The 17,451-nt window shown below is 44.1% G+C and carries 20 protein-coding genes; 15 read left to right on the top strand and 5 right to left on the bottom strand.

All coding sequences use genetic code 11. The features are described 5' to 3' along the window. Nucleotides 1–76: 76 nt before the first annotated feature. From BXO87_RS17930 to BXO87_RS17885, 10 genes are all read left to right on the top strand, one after another. Nucleotides 77–790 (top strand): YjjG family noncanonical pyrimidine nucleotidase, encoded by a 714-nt coding sequence (locus BXO87_RS17930; RefSeq protein ID WP_038456803.1) that lies wholly within the window; start codon nt 77–79, stop codon nt 788–790. A gap of 10 nt (nt 791–800) precedes the next feature. After that, complete coding sequence (locus tag BXO87_RS17925) at nt 801–1,931, top strand: sensor histidine kinase (protein WP_038456806.1); 1,131 nt, start codon at nt 801–803, stop codon at nt 1,929–1,931. Between the two features lie 4 nt (nt 1,932–1,935). Next, nucleotides 1,936–2,580 carry a response regulator gene (locus BXO87_RS17920; protein ID WP_038456807.1) on the top strand — a complete coding sequence of 215 codons (645 nt, stop codon included), beginning with the start codon at nt 1,936–1,938 and terminating at the stop codon, nt 2,578–2,580. A 138-nt stretch (nt 2,581–2,718) separates the two neighbouring features. Next, the gene (locus BXO87_RS17915; RefSeq protein WP_038456809.1) at nt 2,719–3,654 is read left to right on the top strand and encodes an ABC transporter ATP-binding protein; all 936 of its coding nucleotides are present in this window, start codon (nt 2,719–2,721) and stop codon (nt 3,652–3,654) included. A 9-nt stretch (nt 3,655–3,663) separates the two neighbouring features. Continuing rightward, the gene (locus BXO87_RS17910; RefSeq protein ID WP_038456811.1) at nt 3,664–4,851 is read left to right on the top strand and encodes an ABC transporter permease; all 1,188 of its coding nucleotides are present in this window, start codon (nt 3,664–3,666) and stop codon (nt 4,849–4,851) included. Further along, nucleotides 4,848–5,990 (top strand): ABC transporter permease, encoded by a 1,143-nt coding sequence (locus BXO87_RS17905; RefSeq protein WP_038456813.1) that lies wholly within the window; start codon nt 4,848–4,850, stop codon nt 5,988–5,990. Before BXO87_RS17910 ends, BXO87_RS17905 begins: the two co-directional genes overlap by 4 nt. A 13-nt stretch (nt 5,991–6,003) precedes the next feature. After that, entirely contained in the window at nt 6,004–6,183 is a 180-nt protein-coding gene (locus tag BXO87_RS17900; RefSeq protein ID WP_038456816.1) for a hypothetical protein, read from the top strand. Nucleotides 6,184–6,286: 103 nt separating this feature from the next. Then, nucleotides 6,287–6,763: a DUF4879 domain-containing protein gene (locus BXO87_RS17895; RefSeq protein WP_007408988.1), complete on the top strand. Its 477-nt coding sequence runs from the start codon at nt 6,287–6,289 to the stop codon at nt 6,761–6,763. 80 nt (nt 6,764–6,843) lie between these two features. Further along, a complete protein-coding gene (locus BXO87_RS17890) occupies nt 6,844–7,092 on the top strand; it encodes a sigma-G-dependent sporulation-specific acid-soluble spore protein CsgA (RefSeq protein WP_038460644.1) in 249 nt (82 codons plus the stop codon). Between the two features lie 109 nt (nt 7,093–7,201). Then, nucleotides 7,202–7,900, top strand: coding sequence for a YqeB family protein (locus BXO87_RS17885; RefSeq protein ID WP_038456818.1), 699 nt, complete (start codon nt 7,202–7,204; stop codon nt 7,898–7,900). 45 nt (nt 7,901–7,945) lie between these two features. On the opposite strand, the gene BXO87_RS17880 is transcribed toward BXO87_RS17885, so the two are convergent. Then, entirely contained in the window at nt 7,946–8,206 is a 261-nt protein-coding gene (locus BXO87_RS17880) for a hypothetical protein (protein ID WP_003156732.1), read from the bottom strand. A gap of 185 nt (nt 8,207–8,391) precedes the next feature. Here BXO87_RS17880 and BXO87_RS17875 point away from each other — a divergent pair, with 185 nt between their 5' ends. Continuing rightward, entirely contained in the window at nt 8,392–10,011 is a 1,620-nt protein-coding gene (locus BXO87_RS17875) for an APC family permease (protein ID WP_007609126.1), read from the top strand. On the opposite strand, the gene BXO87_RS20645 is transcribed toward BXO87_RS17875, so the two are convergent. Then, nucleotides 9,970–10,176 (bottom strand): hypothetical protein, encoded by a 207-nt coding sequence (locus BXO87_RS20645; protein WP_139337733.1) that lies wholly within the window; start codon nt 10,174–10,176, stop codon nt 9,970–9,972. The two genes, BXO87_RS17875 and BXO87_RS20645, sit on opposite strands and share 42 nt — an antisense overlap. Nucleotides 10,177–10,435: 259 nt before the next feature. Between BXO87_RS20645 and BXO87_RS17870 the strand changes: the two genes are divergently transcribed. The 3 genes from BXO87_RS17870 to BXO87_RS17860 all read left to right on the top strand — a co-directional run bounded on the left by BXO87_RS17870 (nt 10,436) and on the right by BXO87_RS17860 (nt 12,759). Then, complete coding sequence (locus BXO87_RS17870) at nt 10,436–11,176, top strand: hypothetical protein (protein ID WP_038456822.1); 741 nt, start codon at nt 10,436–10,438, stop codon at nt 11,174–11,176. A gap of 64 nt (nt 11,177–11,240) precedes the next feature. Further along, complete coding sequence (locus tag BXO87_RS17865; RefSeq protein WP_038456824.1) at nt 11,241–12,443, top strand: hypothetical protein; 1,203 nt, start codon at nt 11,241–11,243, stop codon at nt 12,441–12,443. Nucleotides 12,444–12,510: 67 nt separating this feature from the next. Continuing rightward, a complete protein-coding gene (locus tag BXO87_RS17860) occupies nt 12,511–12,759 on the top strand; it encodes a DUF2651 family protein (RefSeq protein ID WP_038456826.1) in 249 nt (82 codons plus the stop codon). A gap of 177 nt (nt 12,760–12,936) precedes the next feature. Here BXO87_RS17860 and BXO87_RS17855 read toward each other — a convergent pair whose 3' ends face one another. Both BXO87_RS17855 and glpT read right to left on the bottom strand, forming a co-directional pair. Then, nucleotides 12,937–13,824 carry a glycerophosphodiester phosphodiesterase gene (locus BXO87_RS17855; RefSeq protein ID WP_038456829.1) on the bottom strand — a complete coding sequence of 296 codons (888 nt, stop codon included), beginning with the start codon at nt 13,822–13,824 and terminating at the stop codon, nt 12,937–12,939. 95 nt (nt 13,825–13,919) lie between these two features. Continuing rightward, the gene (gene glpT / locus BXO87_RS17850) at nt 13,920–15,254 is read right to left on the bottom strand and encodes a glycerol-3-phosphate transporter (RefSeq protein ID WP_003156725.1); all 1,335 of its coding nucleotides are present in this window, start codon (nt 15,252–15,254) and stop codon (nt 13,920–13,922) included. Between the two features lie 334 nt (nt 15,255–15,588). Here glpT and BXO87_RS17840 point away from each other — a divergent pair, with 334 nt between their 5' ends. Next, on the top strand, nt 15,589–15,831 hold the full coding sequence (locus BXO87_RS17840) for a DUF2651 family protein (protein WP_007408994.1): 243 nt from the start codon (nt 15,589–15,591) through the stop codon (nt 15,829–15,831). 55 nt (nt 15,832–15,886) lie between these two features. Here the strand turns inward: BXO87_RS17840 and hpaB are convergent, their stop codons facing one another. Then, nucleotides 15,887–17,332, bottom strand: coding sequence for a 4-hydroxyphenylacetate 3-monooxygenase, oxygenase component (hpaB, locus tag BXO87_RS17835; RefSeq protein ID WP_038456832.1), 1,446 nt, complete (start codon nt 17,330–17,332; stop codon nt 15,887–15,889). Nucleotides 17,333–17,451: the final 119 nt, after the last annotated feature.

Raw genomic sequence — 17,451 nt, 5'->3', positions numbered from 1 at the left:
TCTTACAGGGGTGTCTTTTTCGGCTTGTCCGCGAGTGGTATACTGGTTAAAAAAAGCAGAACCGGAGGAAACATCGATGAGTCATTACCGTACGTTATTATTTGATATAGACAATACGCTGCTGGATTTTACCGCTTCAGAAACCGATGCTCTTCAAAGATTGTTTCAAGGTTCAAAGCTGGAGCTGACGGCAGAGGTAAAAGCCCGTTATAAAGCGTTAAATCAGGGGCTGTGGAAAGCGTTTGAAGAGGGGGAAATGACCCGCGATGAAGTGGTGAATACACGGTTTGCCCTTTTGTTTAAAGAATACGGCATCGAAGCCGACGGCGTGCTGATGAATCAGGCGTACCGCCAATACTTAGAAGAAGGGCACCAGATGATAGACGGAGCTTATGAGCTGATTGAACGGCTGAGTCCTTTATTTGATTTATACATCGTGACGAACGGCGTCTCAAGATCACAATATAAGCGGCTGGGCGACTCCGGTCTGTATCCGTTCTTTAAAGATGTGTTTGTATCTGAGGATACGGGTTTTCAAAAGCCGATGAAGGAATACTTTGATTACGTGTTTGCGAGAATTCCCGGTTTTTCTGCCGAGGGCGGACTTATTATCGGCGATTCACTGAGCGCGGACATAAAAGGCGGCCAGATGGCGGGAATGGATACGTGCTGGTTTAATCCCGGAAAGAAAGCAAATGAGTCCGGAATCATCCCGACATACGAGATTCATTCGCTTGATGAGCTGTATGATGTGCTGAACGTGGAGCGGAAAGCCGCCGCTCATTTGTAAGGAGAATACGATGAAGATTGCACATACGAAGTTACTGATCAGGGGTTTTGCATTACTATCAATCTTTCATGCGATTCTTCAGCTTCCTCCCGGCCGGGGGGAGCTGAAGGTTTTTTTGTCTGTGCTCGTGATTATGCTGACGGCTAATGACTGCCTGCGGCCGCTGTATATGAAGAGAAGGCCGGCTGTATATCAAGGCTCTTTTCTCCTGAGCAGCGTTATCGCGGGAGTACTTTTGTACAATGTCTATAGTGTGGGGGCACAGGCCGTAATGGTGCTTTTATTGGCGGAGGTGCTTATTACTGATAAGGAGATTTCGGCTGTTTTGTTAACGATGAATGCCGCCGCATTTGCCGCAGCTTTATACGCCGGCGGAGCGGGTGTCAGTGATATCGTGCCGCCATACTTCATCATGTTTGCGGTGATTTATTTATATCGGAAAAACCTGCAGGAGAAGTCGAAGGTTGAATTGCTGAACCGAGAGCTGAAGATCGCTAATGACACACTGAAGGAATATTCAGACCGGATTGAGGAACTGGCCGTTACGAAAGAAAGAACTAGAATTGCGCAGGAGCTGCATGATTCTCTCGGTCATTATCTGGCTGCTCTGAAAATGAATTTGGAATTTGCCGGGAAGACAGCCGGGCATCAGCCGGACAAAGTGAAGCAGATCATTCATAAGGCGCATGATCTTACGAAAGAATCTATTTTAAAGCTTCGCCAGGCCGTTATGCTGCTGCAGGGCTCTTTGCCGGGGCGGGGATTTGAGCAAGAGCTCCGTGACATTTTCAGCCATTTTCAAGAGGCGGGAGGCATACGCTTCGAGCTGGAGATGGACGCGGCCATAGAAGCGGAACAGCCGGATGTGAAGCATTGTCTTTATCAATCCGTTCAGGAAACGATTACGAATGCGATAAAGCATGGACATGCTTCATATGTTTCTGTCCGGATTCAAAAAAACCGAAACATGATATTGGCGCATCTTCATAATAACGGCTCAGCCTGCGGAACGATCATAAAATCAAATGGTCTGAAAGGAATTGAGAAAAGAGCGGCCGCACTTGGCGGAGAGGCTGTTTTCTCGTCTGGGAAGGAAACGGGTTTTGACGTGAAAATAAGGATTCCATGCAAGGAGGAATAATCAAGTGAATGTCATGATTGCAGACGACCAGTCCATTGTGAGAGAAGGGCTGAAAATGATTCTGAGTCTTCACGAAGGAATTCAAATATCGGGAGAGGCTTCGTGCGGCGAAGAGGTTCTCTTGATGCTTTCTCAAACCGAAACTGATGTGATTTTGATGGATATCAGAATGCCCGGTATGGACGGAATCGAAACGACAAAAGCGGTAAAAGTGCGATATCCGTCCGTAAAAGTCATCATTCTGACAACGTTTGAGGATGATCACTATATTTTTGCCGGGCTGAAAAGCGGAGCCGACGGTTATCTCTTGAAGGATGCTGATTCAGATGAAATTATCGCCTCCCTTCAAGCCGTTTATGAAGGGAAGATGATGCTGAATCCCAAAATCACGGTTTCCGTCGTAAAAGCGCTGAACAATATGGAGATCCCTGCTGTGCAGGAAGAGCCGCAGTCAAAGCTGACGGAGATTCTCACGCCGAGAGAGCTTGATGTGGCGAGACACATTATGGAAGGCAAAAGCAATAAACGCATTGCCGCAGACTTATTTCTGACTGAAGGCACTGTGAAAAACTATGTATCCAGAATCCTCGATAAACTTGAAGTGACAAACAGGACTGAGCTTACATTATATTTGCAAAAAATGATATAGCCCCGCTTCACCCCCTCTCTCTTTTCATCACCAAACATATGACGAAAGTAATACCCATATCGAGTACGAAAGTGAATAGAAAACAAGGATTGCCGAGAGTAGAATAAGTGCAGACATGACACAAGGAGTGCTGCACGAATGCTCGAATTAACGGATTTGACAAAGAAGTACGGCGATTTTACCGCTGTCAATCATATATCACTGCGCGTCGAAAAAGGAGAGATATTCGGTCTCCTGGGACCAAACGGCGCCGGTAAATCAACAACGGTGTCGATGATCAGCACCGTGCTCCCGCCGACGGGCGGAACAATCTGCATTGACGGAGCCTCATTACAGGAGCAGCCTGCGGCCATAAAAAAAGTGATGGGAGTCGTCCCGCAGGAAATCGCTTTATATCAAGCGTTAAGCGCAAAGGATAATTTGGCTTTTTTCGGGAGTCTGTACGGACTTTCCGGTAAGGAACTTTGTAAACGGGTTGATGAAGTGCTGGACATCATCGAATTACAGGAACAGCGAAATCAAAGGATATCTGAGTTTTCAGGTGGCATGAAAAGACGGGTGAATATCGGGGCCGCGCTAATGAATGAACCGAAACTATTCATTTTAGATGAACCGACCGTCGGAATTGATCCGCAATCCAGACACCACATTCTTGAAACCGTGAAGACGTTAAATCAAGAAAAAGGGATGACCGTCATCTACACGAGTCATTACATGGAAGAGGTCGAATACCTCTGTGAAAAAGCGGCGATCATGGATCACGGCTCAATCATTGCCTGCGGGACGAAAGACGAATTGAAGCAGTCAGCCAAAGCCTCTGATACCCTGATCGTGAATGCAGAGGGGCTGAATGATGATGCCGTTAAAAAAATCCGCCGCATTCCCGGTGTTGCCGAGGCTGCTGTCAGCCAGCAGACCATTACGATGCTCGTCTCTGCGGCAGATCGCAATATCCTTGATATTGCGGATGATATCAGGAAAACCGGTATCACCATTAAGGGCATTCATTTCGAGGAAGCCAATCTGGAAAGCATTTTCCTCCGGGTCACCGGCAAAACGCTGCGGGATTCATAGGGGGGCGTCATGAAATTATTATTCAGGCTGATCTTATTAGATTTTCGGTTATTGGCCGGAGCAAAGTCTTTCTATATAAAACTGATTCTGTTTCCGGCACTGATGATTTTTATTTTAGGAACGGTTTTTCACGGCGATTCGAAAGTGAAGCCATTTCAGACCGCGTTTTATAATGCGGATCACGCGGAGAGTTCTTTGGGCGACGTATTAAAGAATGACGTGCTGAAACAAACTGATCTCATCCGTGTAAAAGACATAGGCAGTTACCAAGCAGGGAAACAGCTTGTCGAAAGCGGCAAAGTCTCCGTTTTTGTATACGTACCGAAAGGCTTTGCAAAAGCGGCAGAACACAATGAAAAAACAAGTATCAAAGTCATCTCGGACCAACAAGGCTCTGTAAACGGAGACATTGTGGAAATGATGGCCGATTCGTTTGTCACCAGAGTAAAAGCGGAGATCAGTGAAGAAAAAGCGGTGCTGAAGAAGTCGGGACATCTGTCAAAGGGAGATGTCAGCAAAATCATCAGCGGCCTTTCGGGTGAACGTGAACAGGCTGTCACCATTCCGAAACAGGCGGTCGGCAATCACGCGGCTCCGATTGATGCGATGCAGTATTATTCAATCGCAATGGTCGTCATGTTCTCCATTATGACCGCGTTTGCGCTCATTCACGGGATAGTGGAAGAGAGACAGCAGCACACGTTATTCAGAATCAAATCAATGCCTGTTTTACGTATCCAGTATGTGGCGGGTAAGCTTTTGGGAATCATGCTTGCCATCCTTATGCAAATGGCTGCCGTCATCATCGCAAGCAGCATCTTGTATCAGGTAAAATGGGGCAATTTGTTTGAAATATTGCTGGTTACGATTGTTTATTCATTTGCGATCGGCAGTATCGTGCTTCTTTGGGGGTTTACTGCAAAAAACCACGAGACCGTCTCAAGCATGGCGGCTCCCATTTTATACGGATTCAGTTTTTTAGGCGGAAGCTTTATCGCAAAAGACGGCTTGCCTGATAGTTTGAAAATCGTGCAGGAGCTGATACCGAACGGCAAAGCGATCAACAGCTATGTCAGTGTCACGCAGCATGCCGGTCTGAGCGGTATTGCGGCGGATTTGGCAGAGCTTGCCGCCATCGGAGCCGTGTTTTTATGTTTGACCATCTGGGTGTTTAAACGGAAGGAGGCTGTTTCATGACGCAGCTGTTATTCATGATCAGACATCAGCTGAAACTGATGCTGCAAAATCGGGCTGCCATCTTTGCGACGATTTCCGCCCCGCTCCTTCTCACATATTTCTTTTCCTTTTCTGCGGATGGCAGTCAGCAGAAGGAAGTATATGTAGCTGATGAGGATCAGAGCGCCTATTCAGCGCAATTTATGAAAATGATTCAGACAGCCGGCCATATAAAAGTCACGAAGGTCACGGAGGACGTATTAAAAACAAAGGTTAATCATCAGGATGTATCATTTGGATTGCTGATCGGCTCTCATTTTGAAGAGACATTATTTTCCGGAGATGAATTGAACGTTTCATTTATTCAGAATGAAGAAAAGGGTGATGCTGTTTTGACAGAGCAGCTGATTGCGCAGCAGGCGGGCGCGCTGAAAAAAATAGTCCGCGATGCAAAAGTGATATCCCGCACGCTGCACACCGACGGGAAGCAGGCGGCAGCTGATCTCTTGAAGGATATTCAGGGTCATTCCGCCGTCAATGTTGACCGCCATCACGTTTATGAAGAGGGACAGGCAGCCGACAGACTTATCGGATTTTTAGTGATGTTTATCTGGTTCGTTGCAGTCCAAAGCCTGCGATCATTTATAGATGAACAAGAAAATCATACATATGACAGATTGCTAAGCACGCCCGTTTCCTATACGGCATATGCAATCTCTAAGTTTGCGGCGGCGTATCTATTCGGACTTCTCCATATTATCGTGATCCTCGCTGCCGGAACATTCATGCTGCATATCCGTTTTGCTGATCATGTTTTTGCTGCGGGAGCGGTGCTTGCGGCCTGCTCGTTTGCGCTGACTGCTGTAACGATGGCTGTGATACCGTTCATGAAGAGCCAAAAGCAATTCACGTCGCTTGCTTCCGTTTTTATAGCTGTCACGGGTTTATTGGGAGGGGCTTTCTTCACATTAGACACGGCTCCGGAGTACATGCGGATGCTGTCGTTGTTTACCCCTGAAAAATGGGCGATCGGCGCATTTCAAAACAATGGCGGAGGCAGCATGCAGATCGTGCCGCTGAGCCTGTTTCTTGCTGCCGGTGCAGCGTCATTGGTCTTATCACTTTATATGATAAGCCGTCATATGAAAAAAAACGGTTAGAAGGGTGGCTGCTTTGTATATGGCAGAAATGATCGGAATCATAGAATTGTTCGCGGGAGCCGCAATGAACGTATGGATCGGGAGGCTCGGAAAAACCTTTTTCGGTAAAGATGACAGAAGTTCGAGAGTCGTGTTAAGAATCTGCGGCATCTTTCTCATGATCAACGGCGTTTCAAGAGCGTTTCATATCTAGTTCACAAAGTGTTCCGGACTCTTTTATAAAATGTAATCTTTTTCCTTGTAAATCGTGTAAAATAGTATAGGATTCTACGAAAAGAATAAGAGGGGGAAGAAACATGAAAAAGAGACTCGTTATGCTATTCGCGGCGGCCGCCGCTGTTTTGTTGCTTGTGAGCGGGTTGTGGGCTCCATCAGCGTCTGCGGCGCCGGCTCCTGCTTTAACACAAATCCGTATTATCGGTGTGACGTCTGACGGTCAGAGTTACCAATGGGAAAATATCGGGCCGAACCAAATCAGCGCATCAAAACCGATGAAGGGTACAACGGGTTATTTAGCCGTATATTTCCAAGGGTATCCGAACAATAACACGATCCAGGCGTTTAACAACGGAACGAATATTACAAATCTTACGTCAAAAGCGCTGGAAGATGAATATACGAAAAACGGCAATATCGTTACAGGCTATATTAAATATTACAGTGTTCCTCTTTCTTATGTCAGTTCAGGAACGTTCTCTTTCTCCGCAACGGGGCTGAACGGGCCGTACACGCCATTAAGCAGCGGGTTTTTCTCCATTCAGGTACAGAGTTAAAACAGCCGCCCGGTGCTTTCATGTATAGTTTTTCTCTCTTTCCGGGAAGCTATTCCTATAGAAAAGGGAGGGCTTACATGATGGACAGGACACTCGGATATTTGCGCGAGTCGCTTTCGAACCACTTGGAGCATGATGTGTGCCGAGGGATTTATAAAAAGCTTCAGGCGAAGCATTATGCAAATGAGGGCGAGTTCGTGAAAGATCTTAATGATCTGGAAATGGATGCGCTGAATCAGGTGCTTGAAAAGGAAATCAAATATGCTGAGAACGAGCAGGATGAGAAGCGCACGATGGAATTGAATGAAGTATATGAGCTCCTGTTTTAAAAAGCCTCCCGGCGGCCGGGAGGCTTTTTATTGTTTCGGAAACAGTTTACAGAATCATCCAAACCTTTGTATAATGGATAGTTGTGAAAAACACAGACGGAGGAGAAACATGAACGAAATAAAAAAACAGACGGTTCTTGAGTTATCATCGGTTGAAAAAGCTTTGGTTTTTCTGGTGCCGCCAATATTGGGGCTGGTCATCGGATGGTTTCTGCCGGTCATTGCGAAATGGGCCGTAACATTGGATTGGCTGCCTGTTATCGGGCCGCTGGAAATGATCGCTTCTTTTCACGGATGGAAGGCTGCGGCTGTCATCGCCGTTATCGGCTTAATCGGGGGAATGTGGCTGACGCGGGCAGCTTTTAAAGAAACTCTTGTGGCAGTCGTGACGGACAGCGAGGTGTCCTTAACCATATATAATGAAGAAAGCGTGTTTTCGAAAGACAGCATTTCCGGTGTGTTTACGGATGAGAAGTATCTTGTCTTATTAGGCACTGAAGGACAGGAGCTTTTTCGGGAGAAGCTTGAGCCGGCGGTTGAAAAAGCAGCTGATGCGTTTCGCGCGCATGGGTATGTCTGGCTGGGGACGGAAGATCCTTTTAAAGAAGAATACAAACGGTGGGTGCCGGACACGCCGGATTTGGAGCCTGGGGCAAATGCTCTTTTAAAAGCGAGAGAAAAGGCGCTGAAAGAGGAGGAAAAGGCTGATGCGAAAGAGCTGAAAGCGGAAATAACCAAGCTGGGCATTACCGTTCGGGAGAAAGGCTCGCGCCAATATTGGCGGTTCTATCAAACGCCGTCTGCATAAAAAAAGCTGCCGCCGTTTGATACGGCCGGGCAGCCCGGAAACAGATTATTTCTTCTTGTCATCATAATATTGAACCGGGTACATGGAGCCTTCGGATACCATTTTGTTATCTTCAATATCTTCGGGATGCGGGTTGCCTGCTTTGTTGACGGGGAATGATTCAATATCCTGCTTCCCGGAGAGCGATGTTTTCATATTGCGGATAAAGTTCATCACCTTTTGGCGGTTTGATTTATCTTTGAGCAGGTAGGAAGTCACTCCGACAGTCGACACGGCAAGTCCTGAAATGAGCAGTTTTTGTTTCACGATAAAAACTCCTTTCTATTTCTGGCTTGCAGTAGTTATTCCCGCTTAACGGCTGTTTAAACATCTGAAGGGTAATTTTGGCTTTCCGCTTTAATGCGATAAAGATTGACAAAACTATTTTCAGAATAATATTATAAATATATGATAGCGCTGGAGTCATATTTTAATTGAAAGGTGTTAACTTTATGAATCAATTACATCGCAGAATGGGAACGTTTGCACTCATGATGGTCGGACTTGGGTCGATGATTGGCTCCGGCTGGTTATTCGGAGCGTGGCGGGCGGCTCAGATTGCGGGACCTGCCGCAATTATTTCCTGGATTATCGGTATGATCGTTATTTTGTTTATCGCACTTTCTTATAGTGAATTGGGTTCAATGTTCCCGGAAGCCGGGGGAATGGTAAAATATACTCAATATTCTCATGGATCATTTATTGGATTTATCGCAGGATGGGCAAACTGGATTGCGATTGTTTCCGTTATTCCGGTGGAAGCGGTTGCGTCTGTTCAATATATGAGCTCATGGCCGTGGGAATGGGCAAAATGGACAAGCAATCTCGTTCACAACGGCACTCTTACGGGAGAGGGGCTCGGCTTCGCATCCGTATTACTGATTATTTACTTTTTACTGAATTATTGGACAGTTAACTTATTTTCAAAAGCGAATTCATTGATTACCATCTTTAAAATTATTATTCCGGGGCTGACAATCGGAGCGCTGCTGTTTACCGGTTTTCACGGCGGAAACTTCACATCCGGTTCAAGCATTGCGCCGAACGGCTGGGCGAGCGTGCTGACGGCGGTGGCCACATCAGGTATCGTATTTGCGTTTAACGGGTTTCAAAGCCCGATTAACATGGCCGGAGAAGCAAAAAATCCGGGCAAATCGATTCCGATTGCGGTTGTCGGTTCGCTGCTGGTCGCAACCGTCATTTACGTCCTATTGCAAATCGCATTTATCGGTGCGGTTGAACCTTCCATGATCGTTCACGGCTGGAGTCACCTGAACTTCAACTCTCCATTTGCCGATTTGGCGATCGCATTGAATATCAACTGGCTTGTCATTATCCTTTATGCGGATGCGTTCGTATCTCCGTCAGGAACGGGTATCACATATACCGCTACGACGTCACGCATGATTTACGGCATGGAAAAAAATAAATATATGCCGAGCATTTTCGGAAAGCTTCATCCGCTGTACGGCGTGCCGCGCCAAGCGATGATTTTCAACCTGATCGTATCGTTTATCTTTCTGTTTTTATTCAGAGGATGGGGCGTGCTTGCTGAAATCATTTCCGTTGCGACGCTGATTTCTTATATCACGGGTCCCGTGACGGTGATGACGCTGCGGCGGACGGCGGGGGATTTATACCGGCCTCTCCGTCTGAAAGGCCTCAGCGTGGTTGCACCGCTCGGCTTCGTGTTCGCGTCTCTCGTGCTGTATTGGGCGCGCTGGCCGTTAACAGGGCAGGTGCTGTTTATCATTTTGATCGGCCTTCCGATTTATTTCTACTACCAAGCGAAAGCGAAGTGGAAAGGATTCCGCAGAAACTTTAAAGGCGGCGTCTGGATGGTTTTCTATCTGCTCAGCATGATGGTCATTTCATGGCTCGGAAGTGAAAAATTCGGCGGTCTGAACATCATTCCGTACGGGTGGGATATGGGGCTGATCGCAATCGTTGCCCTTGCCTTCTATGCGTGGGCGCTGAAGAGCGGCTTCAAGACTGAGTATTTGAAAGACGCCAAAGCAATCAATGATCAATTAAAAGGCGGACAGGCGGAAGCCGCTGCCGGAAAAGAATAGTGATTGATAAAAACCTTGCGGTAACGTTCCCGCAAGGTTTTTTGAACGGGCAAAAAAACATGGGTTCGGCATCATCTCCGAACCCATGCTGGCTCGATACAGACGTGACGATGAATGAGCAAGCCTAACGACAGGCAACCAAGGCCAGTATTCTTTTTTTCTCATGATTTCTCCGCCTTATCAATAACTGTCTCCCATATTAAACAATGAATGTAAAAGATATGTTGGGCAACTATCAGCTATTAATCTTTTATATTTCTTTCTTCTCCGTAACTTTCTCCGTTTTCCTTTACTCCAAGTCAAAGTTTTTGAGACAAGACAAATAATTAACCGCAGAGAAAATACAGTACGTAAGTCGTGTTTACAATAAATGTATAATCAATTAAAATATAGGAGAATAAATAAATAGTTGGAGGTAATAAGTATGAAAATGCGAAAATTTTTTGCAACATTATGCATCGTTACTCCCTTAGTATTTGGAGGTTTTACGAGTGTTAAGGCTGTAGACTCGTATAATTCAGAAACAGTAAACTACATATTGAAAATGAATCCGAATCTGTCGAAAAAAGAATTAATTGAATCTGTTAATGATCTAGTTAAACAAGATAATAAAACATCTAATGAGATCTTAGAGGAAATTAAAACTGAATTAAAGAAGCAAGAAAAGCTAGATAAAGAAGAAGATAAAAGTAATAGAATGAGCACAATGGGCAAGAATAGCGGGCCGAAAATTATAGGATCAAGCTCTAAAGGTAATGTTTACTATACACCTGCATCTACTTTTGGGCTTCCGCATGGACATGTCGGTATGTACTATAAGGGAAATCAAATTGTCGAATCGGTCCCTAAAAAAGGTGTTCGTGCAATAGCTTCCTCGAAACGTAAGGTCGAAAAAAATGCTGTAATTCAAAATGTGAAAGTTTCTAGTTCTAAAAAAAATAATTCAGTAAATTGGGGTTACAGCAGGGTTGGGAAGGATGGTTATTCATATAATTTTGCAACAAATAGAAAATCGAGTCATTATGGTGATAAAAACTGTTCAAAACTATTATGGTCAGCTTTTAAGCTAAAGGCTGGTATAGATATGGATAAAGATAAAGGTCTGGGTGTCTATCCAAGAGACATCAGAGATTCCAATTATACAAAAACTATTAAAACATTTTGATGAATTATTTTCACTCCCTAAGTTTATTTAGGGAGTCATATTATTTTAAGGAGTGAGATTATATTTGAACAAGATTAAGTGGCTTATTATAATTGGGGTCATAGTATTTATTGGTATATTTATATGTATCGGAACATTTAAATATACTAATTCAGTTTCTGATGTTAAACAAACTGAAACAGAAAAAGAAAAGAATTTCTTGAATGATAAAATTGCAGCTATATATTATTCAGCAACAATAGATTACCCTAAAGATGGGAGTTACACTGTATATATTGATGAAAAAGGAGCAGCAACAGCTGTAAAAGGAGATGCTATTGAGGTTGGAACCATTGCACAAGATGAAAAAAACATAGTTAGACAGGACAAAAAAGAAGTATATATGATAGGCGATAGCTTTAAGAAATTCCCGATGCAACATCAAGTACATACAAGTTATGGGCAGTCATCGGGCCATTTAATAAAAGGAAATATCTTTTATTTTTTGAATAATCAAGAAGTTGGTAAAAACCATTATAATAGCTTAATCAGATGGGGTAACAGCAATGGATTTCATGAAAAAATTATTCCGGGTTTCTATACAAGTACCGGTAATGATGGTGAATATATTTACGTGATAAATGAAGATTCTTCAATCAAAACACCGACTTTCCAGGATGTTAAAATAGATAAAGATAAAGTTACAGTAGGGAAAGGAACAACAATTCCTATATTAAATGAAGAAAATTGGAGTGTTTATTCACAAATAATAGTTAAAAAAAGCTCAGCCTTTTTTATACTATATAACCAAACGGATAAATCAAACAGAGTACAATTCAAAGTAGCAGAAATTGATTTAAAGCATAATAAGTTTAAAGGGGCATATCCTTTAGGCAGTTATAATATCCCTGATGAAATTTCTCAACTGGCAATTCCTCTTTCCACTAATAACTTTTTTGTGAAAAATGACACTTTATATCATTTGGCAGCTAATTCAATACTTTATACTTTTGATCTGAAAAGTATGAAGCCGAAGAAAAAACTCCCATTACATAGATCAACAAAATTTGAAAACCAAGCAAAATTCACTTATTTTGATGAGTCTGAAATTTTCTTGTTAGAAATAAGCAAGGGTGGGAAATATGTGATTAATTCTTACTCTTATAAAAACGGAAAAAAATTAAAATCTACTCCTATCAGGGGACTTGAAAAAATTATTAACAACACCCATGTTTCTGAATATGACTTTTTTATGATTAAGAAAAACAAAGAAGTATGGGGTGATTAGATATAAATGGCTAGACAGCTGAGTGAGTATACTTAAGGGGAAATTAAATTCACAAAGGAGAATAATAATGGATGAGCTAGATCTTGCTTTTGGTATTTTACCACTTTCTATTATCGTCTTATCGATTATATTCACTTATATTTTCAAAAAAGTGTATATAATGCCGCTTGTCAGTATAGTTGTTTCTGTCATACTAATGTTTACTGTTTTTAATCTATCCTTTTGGGGATGGGTTGTTGTCTATGGTTTAGTATCACTAATATTATCATATATTACAAATAGTGTAAGAACGAAAATAGATAATAGAAATAAATAAACATATCCTTTTGTTTGTAAGGTATCATAGGTAATTCAAAATTACAGTGATACCTTTAATTAATATAAAGGTGAATGTAAGCTTTAATAACATGCTCCGCCCGCTACATAACATGATGGCGTTTGCATTATCGGGCAAAAACATGGGTTCGGCATCATCTCCGAACCCATGCTGGCTTTATGATTTGTATTCTTTTTTAACCTTTTGGAATATATCCGCATAGTTGGTAAACACACCGGTTACGCCCCAATTCAGCAGACGGCGCATGTCCGCCTCGCTGTTCACGGTATAAGGGTGAAGCAGAAGGCCGTGGCTGCGAATGTTTCGGACATTTTGAGCGTTCAGCGCTTTGTAATCCGGTCCGATTCCGACGGCATATGTTTTTATGTCCGTTAAATCTGCGTCAGTCATTGACGTCATCTGTTCCGCTTCAAGCAATTGGACGGCGGGAAGTTTCGGATCGAGCTGTTTGATTTTCAGAAGGCTGTCCCTGCTGAAAGACTGAATGATAACTTGTCCAAGTTTCGCATGCTTACCTGCCAATTTGTATTTTTTCAGTGAAGCGATCAGTTTTTCTTCCATACCCGGATATGTTTCGGGCGCCTTTGTTTCAATATAATAGTTTGCATGTCTGCCGAACCGTTTTAACACATCATCAAGTGTGGGAACGCGAAGTCCGGCGTATTGCGGTTTTGCTTTTTCCGGATAGGCCTTATTGAACCAAGAGCCGGCGTCGAGCTTTTGAATCTCGGCTAATGTATGATCCTTCACCCAGCCTTGTCCGTTTGTGGTGCGGTCCAGTTTTTCATCATGCATGACGATCAGCTTGCCATCTTTTGTCATTTGTAAATCCAGCTCAATATAGTCAGCCTTCATTTTTTGCGCAGTTTCATAAGAAAGGATCGTGTGCTCCGGGACATACCCCGAAGCACCGCGATGGGCAATGGTCAAAATTCTGTCAGGAGACAAGAGGTTTCCTTTTCCCGCTGCCGATACAGGCGTGACGATGAATGACAATAAACCGAGTGAAAGCAATACTAAAGCAAACAACTTATGTTTCCGCATGTTTTCTTCCCCCTTAAAAATCAATATCTGTCTCTAGTGTAGAAAATCGTTGTAAATGCTGTACTGCAAAAATATTAATCTTTTATGTTATTTTCTTACACATGCTCCGCCCGCTTGCCCGTATTCCACGTCATAGCCAAGAAGACGATGGACAGCACGCATGAGGAGATAAGCATGATAAAGCCGCCGTTCCAGTCAAAGCGGTCTACGACATAACCCATGATGGCGTTGGCGAAAGCAGAGCCTCCGATGTAGCCGAAAAACCCGGTTAAGCCGGCTGCCGTTCCCGCCGCTTTTTTAGGCGCAAGGTCAATGGCCTGAAGCCCGATCAGCATGACAGGTCCATAGATTAAGAAGCCGATGCTGATCAGCGCAATATTATCGATGAGCGGATGACCGGCAGGGTTAAGCCAGTAGACCAATACAGCGATAAATACGCCGGCCATGAACAGTACGCCGGCTGGCGCGCGGCGGCTTTTGAAAAACCGGTCGCTGATCCAGCCGCACAAAATCGTTCCCGGAATTCCCGCATATTCATAAAGGAAATAAGACCATCTGGAGTCTTCAGGAGAGAACCCTTTCGCTTCCGTCAAATAAGTCGGCGCCCAGTCAACGACACCGTACCGTACGAAGTAAACAAAGACATTGGCAAATGCGATATACCACAGAAATTTATTATTCAGCACGTATTTAAAAAGAATTTCTTTGGTCGTCATCTCTTTTTCCTGGTCTTTGAACGCATGTTTCGGATAGTCATTCCGGTATTCTTCAATCGGCGGAAGCCCGCAGGATTGCGGCGTGTCCCGAACGAGAAGAACAATCACAAATGATATGACAATGGCGATAATCGCCGGAAAGAAAAATACGCTTTTCCAAGTAACAAACATGGCGATGCCGAGAGTCACGAGCGGGGCGAGAATACCTCCGCCTATGTTATGGGCGACATTCCATATCGACATTTTCGTGCCGCGTTCACTGATGGAAAACCAATGAGCCATCGTCCGTCCGCAAGGCGGCCAGCCCATTCCTTGAAACCATCCGTTAATAAACATAAAAATGAACATAATCGTCACGCTTGACGTGACCCACGGCATGGAAACAAATAAAATGTTTACGACACCTGACAAAAACAGACCTGTCGCAAGGAAATACCTCGGGTTGCAGCGGTCAGACACCATCCCCATAATAAATTTACTGAAGCCGTAAGCGATTGATACGGCCGCAAGCACCAAGCCAAGTTCCCCTTTTGAAAACCCTTGTTCCTGAAAATAAGGAATAGCGAAGGCAAAGTTTTTTCGAAGCAAATAATACCCGGCATACCCGATGAAAATCCCCAAAAATACTTGCAGCCTGAGCCGTTTATAGGCCGCATCCGTCTTTGAATCATCCAATCTCTCAATATGCGGAGCCGGCTTAAACAATTGAAACATCATATCCTCCCCTTTGCTGAACGTCTATCATGATGTATGTATGACTCCTTTCCTTGAAAATGACAAAAAGAACCAGAAATCACCCTTGTGAAAGGGCGGGGTTTCCTGGTTCTCCTCATCTCCATCCAAAAATCATTAACTTGTGTATGATAGCGCTTTCTTAAATTATCACAGTCTGACGCGAATGTAAACGCTTTAAGGAAAGTTTTCATTTTTTTGAATAAATAACCGGAGGGAATATCAGCCGGAGCGCGAAAGATTTGAAGTACTCGATTTTGTACTCAGGCATAAGATGTGTTAGGCCGAACTAAGAAAAGCGAAGGGAGTGCATCTGTTGATTGATGAATTGGATTTTGCGTTCGGTGTTCTGCCGCTTTGTATCATCATCTTGTCAGTCGCCGGAACATATTTGTTTAAAAACGCGTTCATTATGCCGGCTGCCGCTTTGGCCGTTTGCCTTATATGCACCTTTACCGTATTGAATTTCTCGTTTATCGGGTGGGCCGTCGTGTACACGCTCGTCTCTTTCGCGTTATCGCATATTACGATGGTGGTGATCAGCCAAAATAAAAAATAGGATCGGCGGCAGCCGATCCAGCTATCAAAAGCAGAGATGTGCTCTCTGCTTTGTTTTATTTATGAATGTGCAGGAATTCCTTGATGACCGCGGTCTGTTCTTCTTTCGGGTAGCTTCTGTACAGATGGCTGGTTAAGCGGACGGGATCACCGAAGAAGTACCGCTCATATTGTGTCTGTCTTGTTCCAAAGGGGCTCATGGTCAAATCCCATGCGAGGCGGAACACTTTTACCCGGTCCTCAGCGTTCAATTCGGCCGCCTGCAAATATTGGTCAAGGTCTCCTCTGATGTCAGAACGGAACGCTTTTTCAGTCGGCAAAGTCACCATTCCGCTTGCCCCGATCAGCTGAATGATTTCCGTGAAGCGCGGGTAGATGTCGGGAAAAATCGCGCTGACCACACGAAGCGGAGTGACACTCGGACGCATATAACCCCATTCATCTGTTTCCGCATCATTCTCCGACTTTTCCAAAAGGGCTTTCATCGTTTCCAGACCGGTGATGATTTCAGCCATCTTAGCCTGAATATGCTGATATTCGCCCACATCTATCGCTTCGACAAGCGTTTGGGCGAGGCCCAGGAGAAACTCCGTTTTTACAATTTGTCTCGTGATAACTTGATGAAATGCGAAGGCGTTAAAAGAGCTTTTCATATTAAAATCAAAAGCCGCCTCATAATTATTATAAAAGAATACGCGTTCCCAAGGGACCAAAACGTGATCAAATACAACGATAGAATCCATTTCTTCATATCTTGAGCTGAGCGGATAATCAAACGCTGATTTTCCGAGTACGAAAGACTCCCTGCAGATGAATTTTACTCCTTTTGTATTGGAAGGGATTGAAAAAGCGAACGCTTCATCCGATTCAAAATACATTTTAGGCAGAGAAACCACGAGCACTTCATCCGTCAGGCCGCCTTGTGTGGCTAAAATCCGGGCGCCGTGTATGATGAGGCCTTTTTCATTTTTATCGACGACTTTTGCCGAGATAGGTGTCGGCGATACGTTTACACCCATTTGTGAACGATTCACCTGAGGGGTGATAAACGTGTGCGTAAAAGAAAGATCCTGTGCAGCAGCGCGTTCGTACAGCGCTTGAACATGTTCCGGAAAACAATGCTCGCGGTCTTTCAAAAGCGCGGCAGAGGAGGCGAAGCTCATCAGCACGGTATTCATATAATCCGGGCTTCGTCCCATCATTCCATGCGTCTGCCTGGCCCAAAGCTCGAACATGTTTCTTCTTCTTTTTACGTCATCTTTCGTTTTCGGCTGCAGGTATGAAAGCCCCGCCCGTTCTTTTTTACCGGGAAGACTGTAAGTCATTTGATCTTTCATATCCGGTTTCGTTTGCAAATCATAAAGAGAGCGCTTCGTTTCCAGAAGGCCCTTAAATGCGGGATGTTCAGAAATCTGTCCCTCGATCTTTTCACCATCGAGCCAAATCTCATTTCCAAGCTGATTTAATCGGTCAATGAACATTTTTCCATTAATGATACCCATCATGTCGCCCTTCTTTCTTTGCAGATCCACTACCTCATTATATTGAAAACGAAATTGGGTGTTCCGGTTATTTCCAAAGGGGAAGAGCCTTTTCTGATAAGGGGGGTGAAGGGTTTGCA

Origin of the sequence: Bacillus sp. GZB (assembly GCF_001975995.1) — a bacterium.
Lineage (GTDB): Bacteria > Bacillota > Bacilli > Bacillales > Bacillaceae > Bacillus > Bacillus velezensis.
This window is presented reverse-complemented; position numbering and strand designations above follow the sequence as displayed.

What these genes read in the sequence shown, in the direction of transcription:
- BXO87_RS17930 (WP_038456803.1), top strand. Translation starts at nt 77, where the DNA reads ATGAGTCATTACCGTACGTTATTATTTGATATAGACAATACGCTGCTG.
- BXO87_RS17925 (WP_038456806.1), top strand. Translation starts at nt 801, where the DNA reads ATGAAGATTGCACATACGAAGTTACTGATCAGGGGTTTTGCATTACTA.
- BXO87_RS17915 (WP_038456809.1), top strand. Translation starts at nt 2,719, where the DNA reads ATGCTCGAATTAACGGATTTGACAAAGAAGTACGGCGATTTTACCGCT.
- BXO87_RS17910 (WP_038456811.1), top strand. Translation starts at nt 3,664, where the DNA reads ATGAAATTATTATTCAGGCTGATCTTATTAGATTTTCGGTTATTGGCC.
- BXO87_RS17905 (WP_038456813.1), top strand. Translation starts at nt 4,848, where the DNA reads ATGACGCAGCTGTTATTCATGATCAGACATCAGCTGAAACTGATGCTG.
- BXO87_RS17895 (WP_007408988.1), top strand. Translation starts at nt 6,287, where the DNA reads ATGAAAAAGAGACTCGTTATGCTATTCGCGGCGGCCGCCGCTGTTTTG.
- BXO87_RS17890 (WP_038460644.1), top strand. Translation starts at nt 6,844, where the DNA reads ATGGACAGGACACTCGGATATTTGCGCGAGTCGCTTTCGAACCACTTG.
- BXO87_RS17885 (WP_038456818.1), top strand. Translation starts at nt 7,202, where the DNA reads ATGAACGAAATAAAAAAACAGACGGTTCTTGAGTTATCATCGGTTGAA.
- BXO87_RS17875 (WP_007609126.1), top strand. Translation starts at nt 8,392, where the DNA reads ATGAATCAATTACATCGCAGAATGGGAACGTTTGCACTCATGATGGTC.
- BXO87_RS20645 (WP_139337733.1), bottom strand. Translation starts at nt 10,176, where the DNA reads ATGAGAAAAAAAGAATACTGGCCTTGGTTGCCTGTCGTTAGGCTTGCT.
- BXO87_RS17870 (WP_038456822.1), top strand. Translation starts at nt 10,436, where the DNA reads ATGAAAATGCGAAAATTTTTTGCAACATTATGCATCGTTACTCCCTTA.
- BXO87_RS17860 (WP_038456826.1), top strand. Translation starts at nt 12,511, where the DNA reads ATGGATGAGCTAGATCTTGCTTTTGGTATTTTACCACTTTCTATTATC.
- BXO87_RS17855 (WP_038456829.1), bottom strand. Translation starts at nt 13,824, where the DNA reads ATGCGGAAACATAAGTTGTTTGCTTTAGTATTGCTTTCACTCGGTTTA.
- glpT (WP_003156725.1), bottom strand. Translation starts at nt 15,254, where the DNA reads ATGTTTCAATTGTTTAAGCCGGCTCCGCATATTGAGAGATTGGATGAT.
- hpaB (WP_038456832.1), bottom strand. Translation starts at nt 17,332, where the DNA reads ATGGGTATCATTAATGGAAAAATGTTCATTGACCGATTAAATCAGCTT.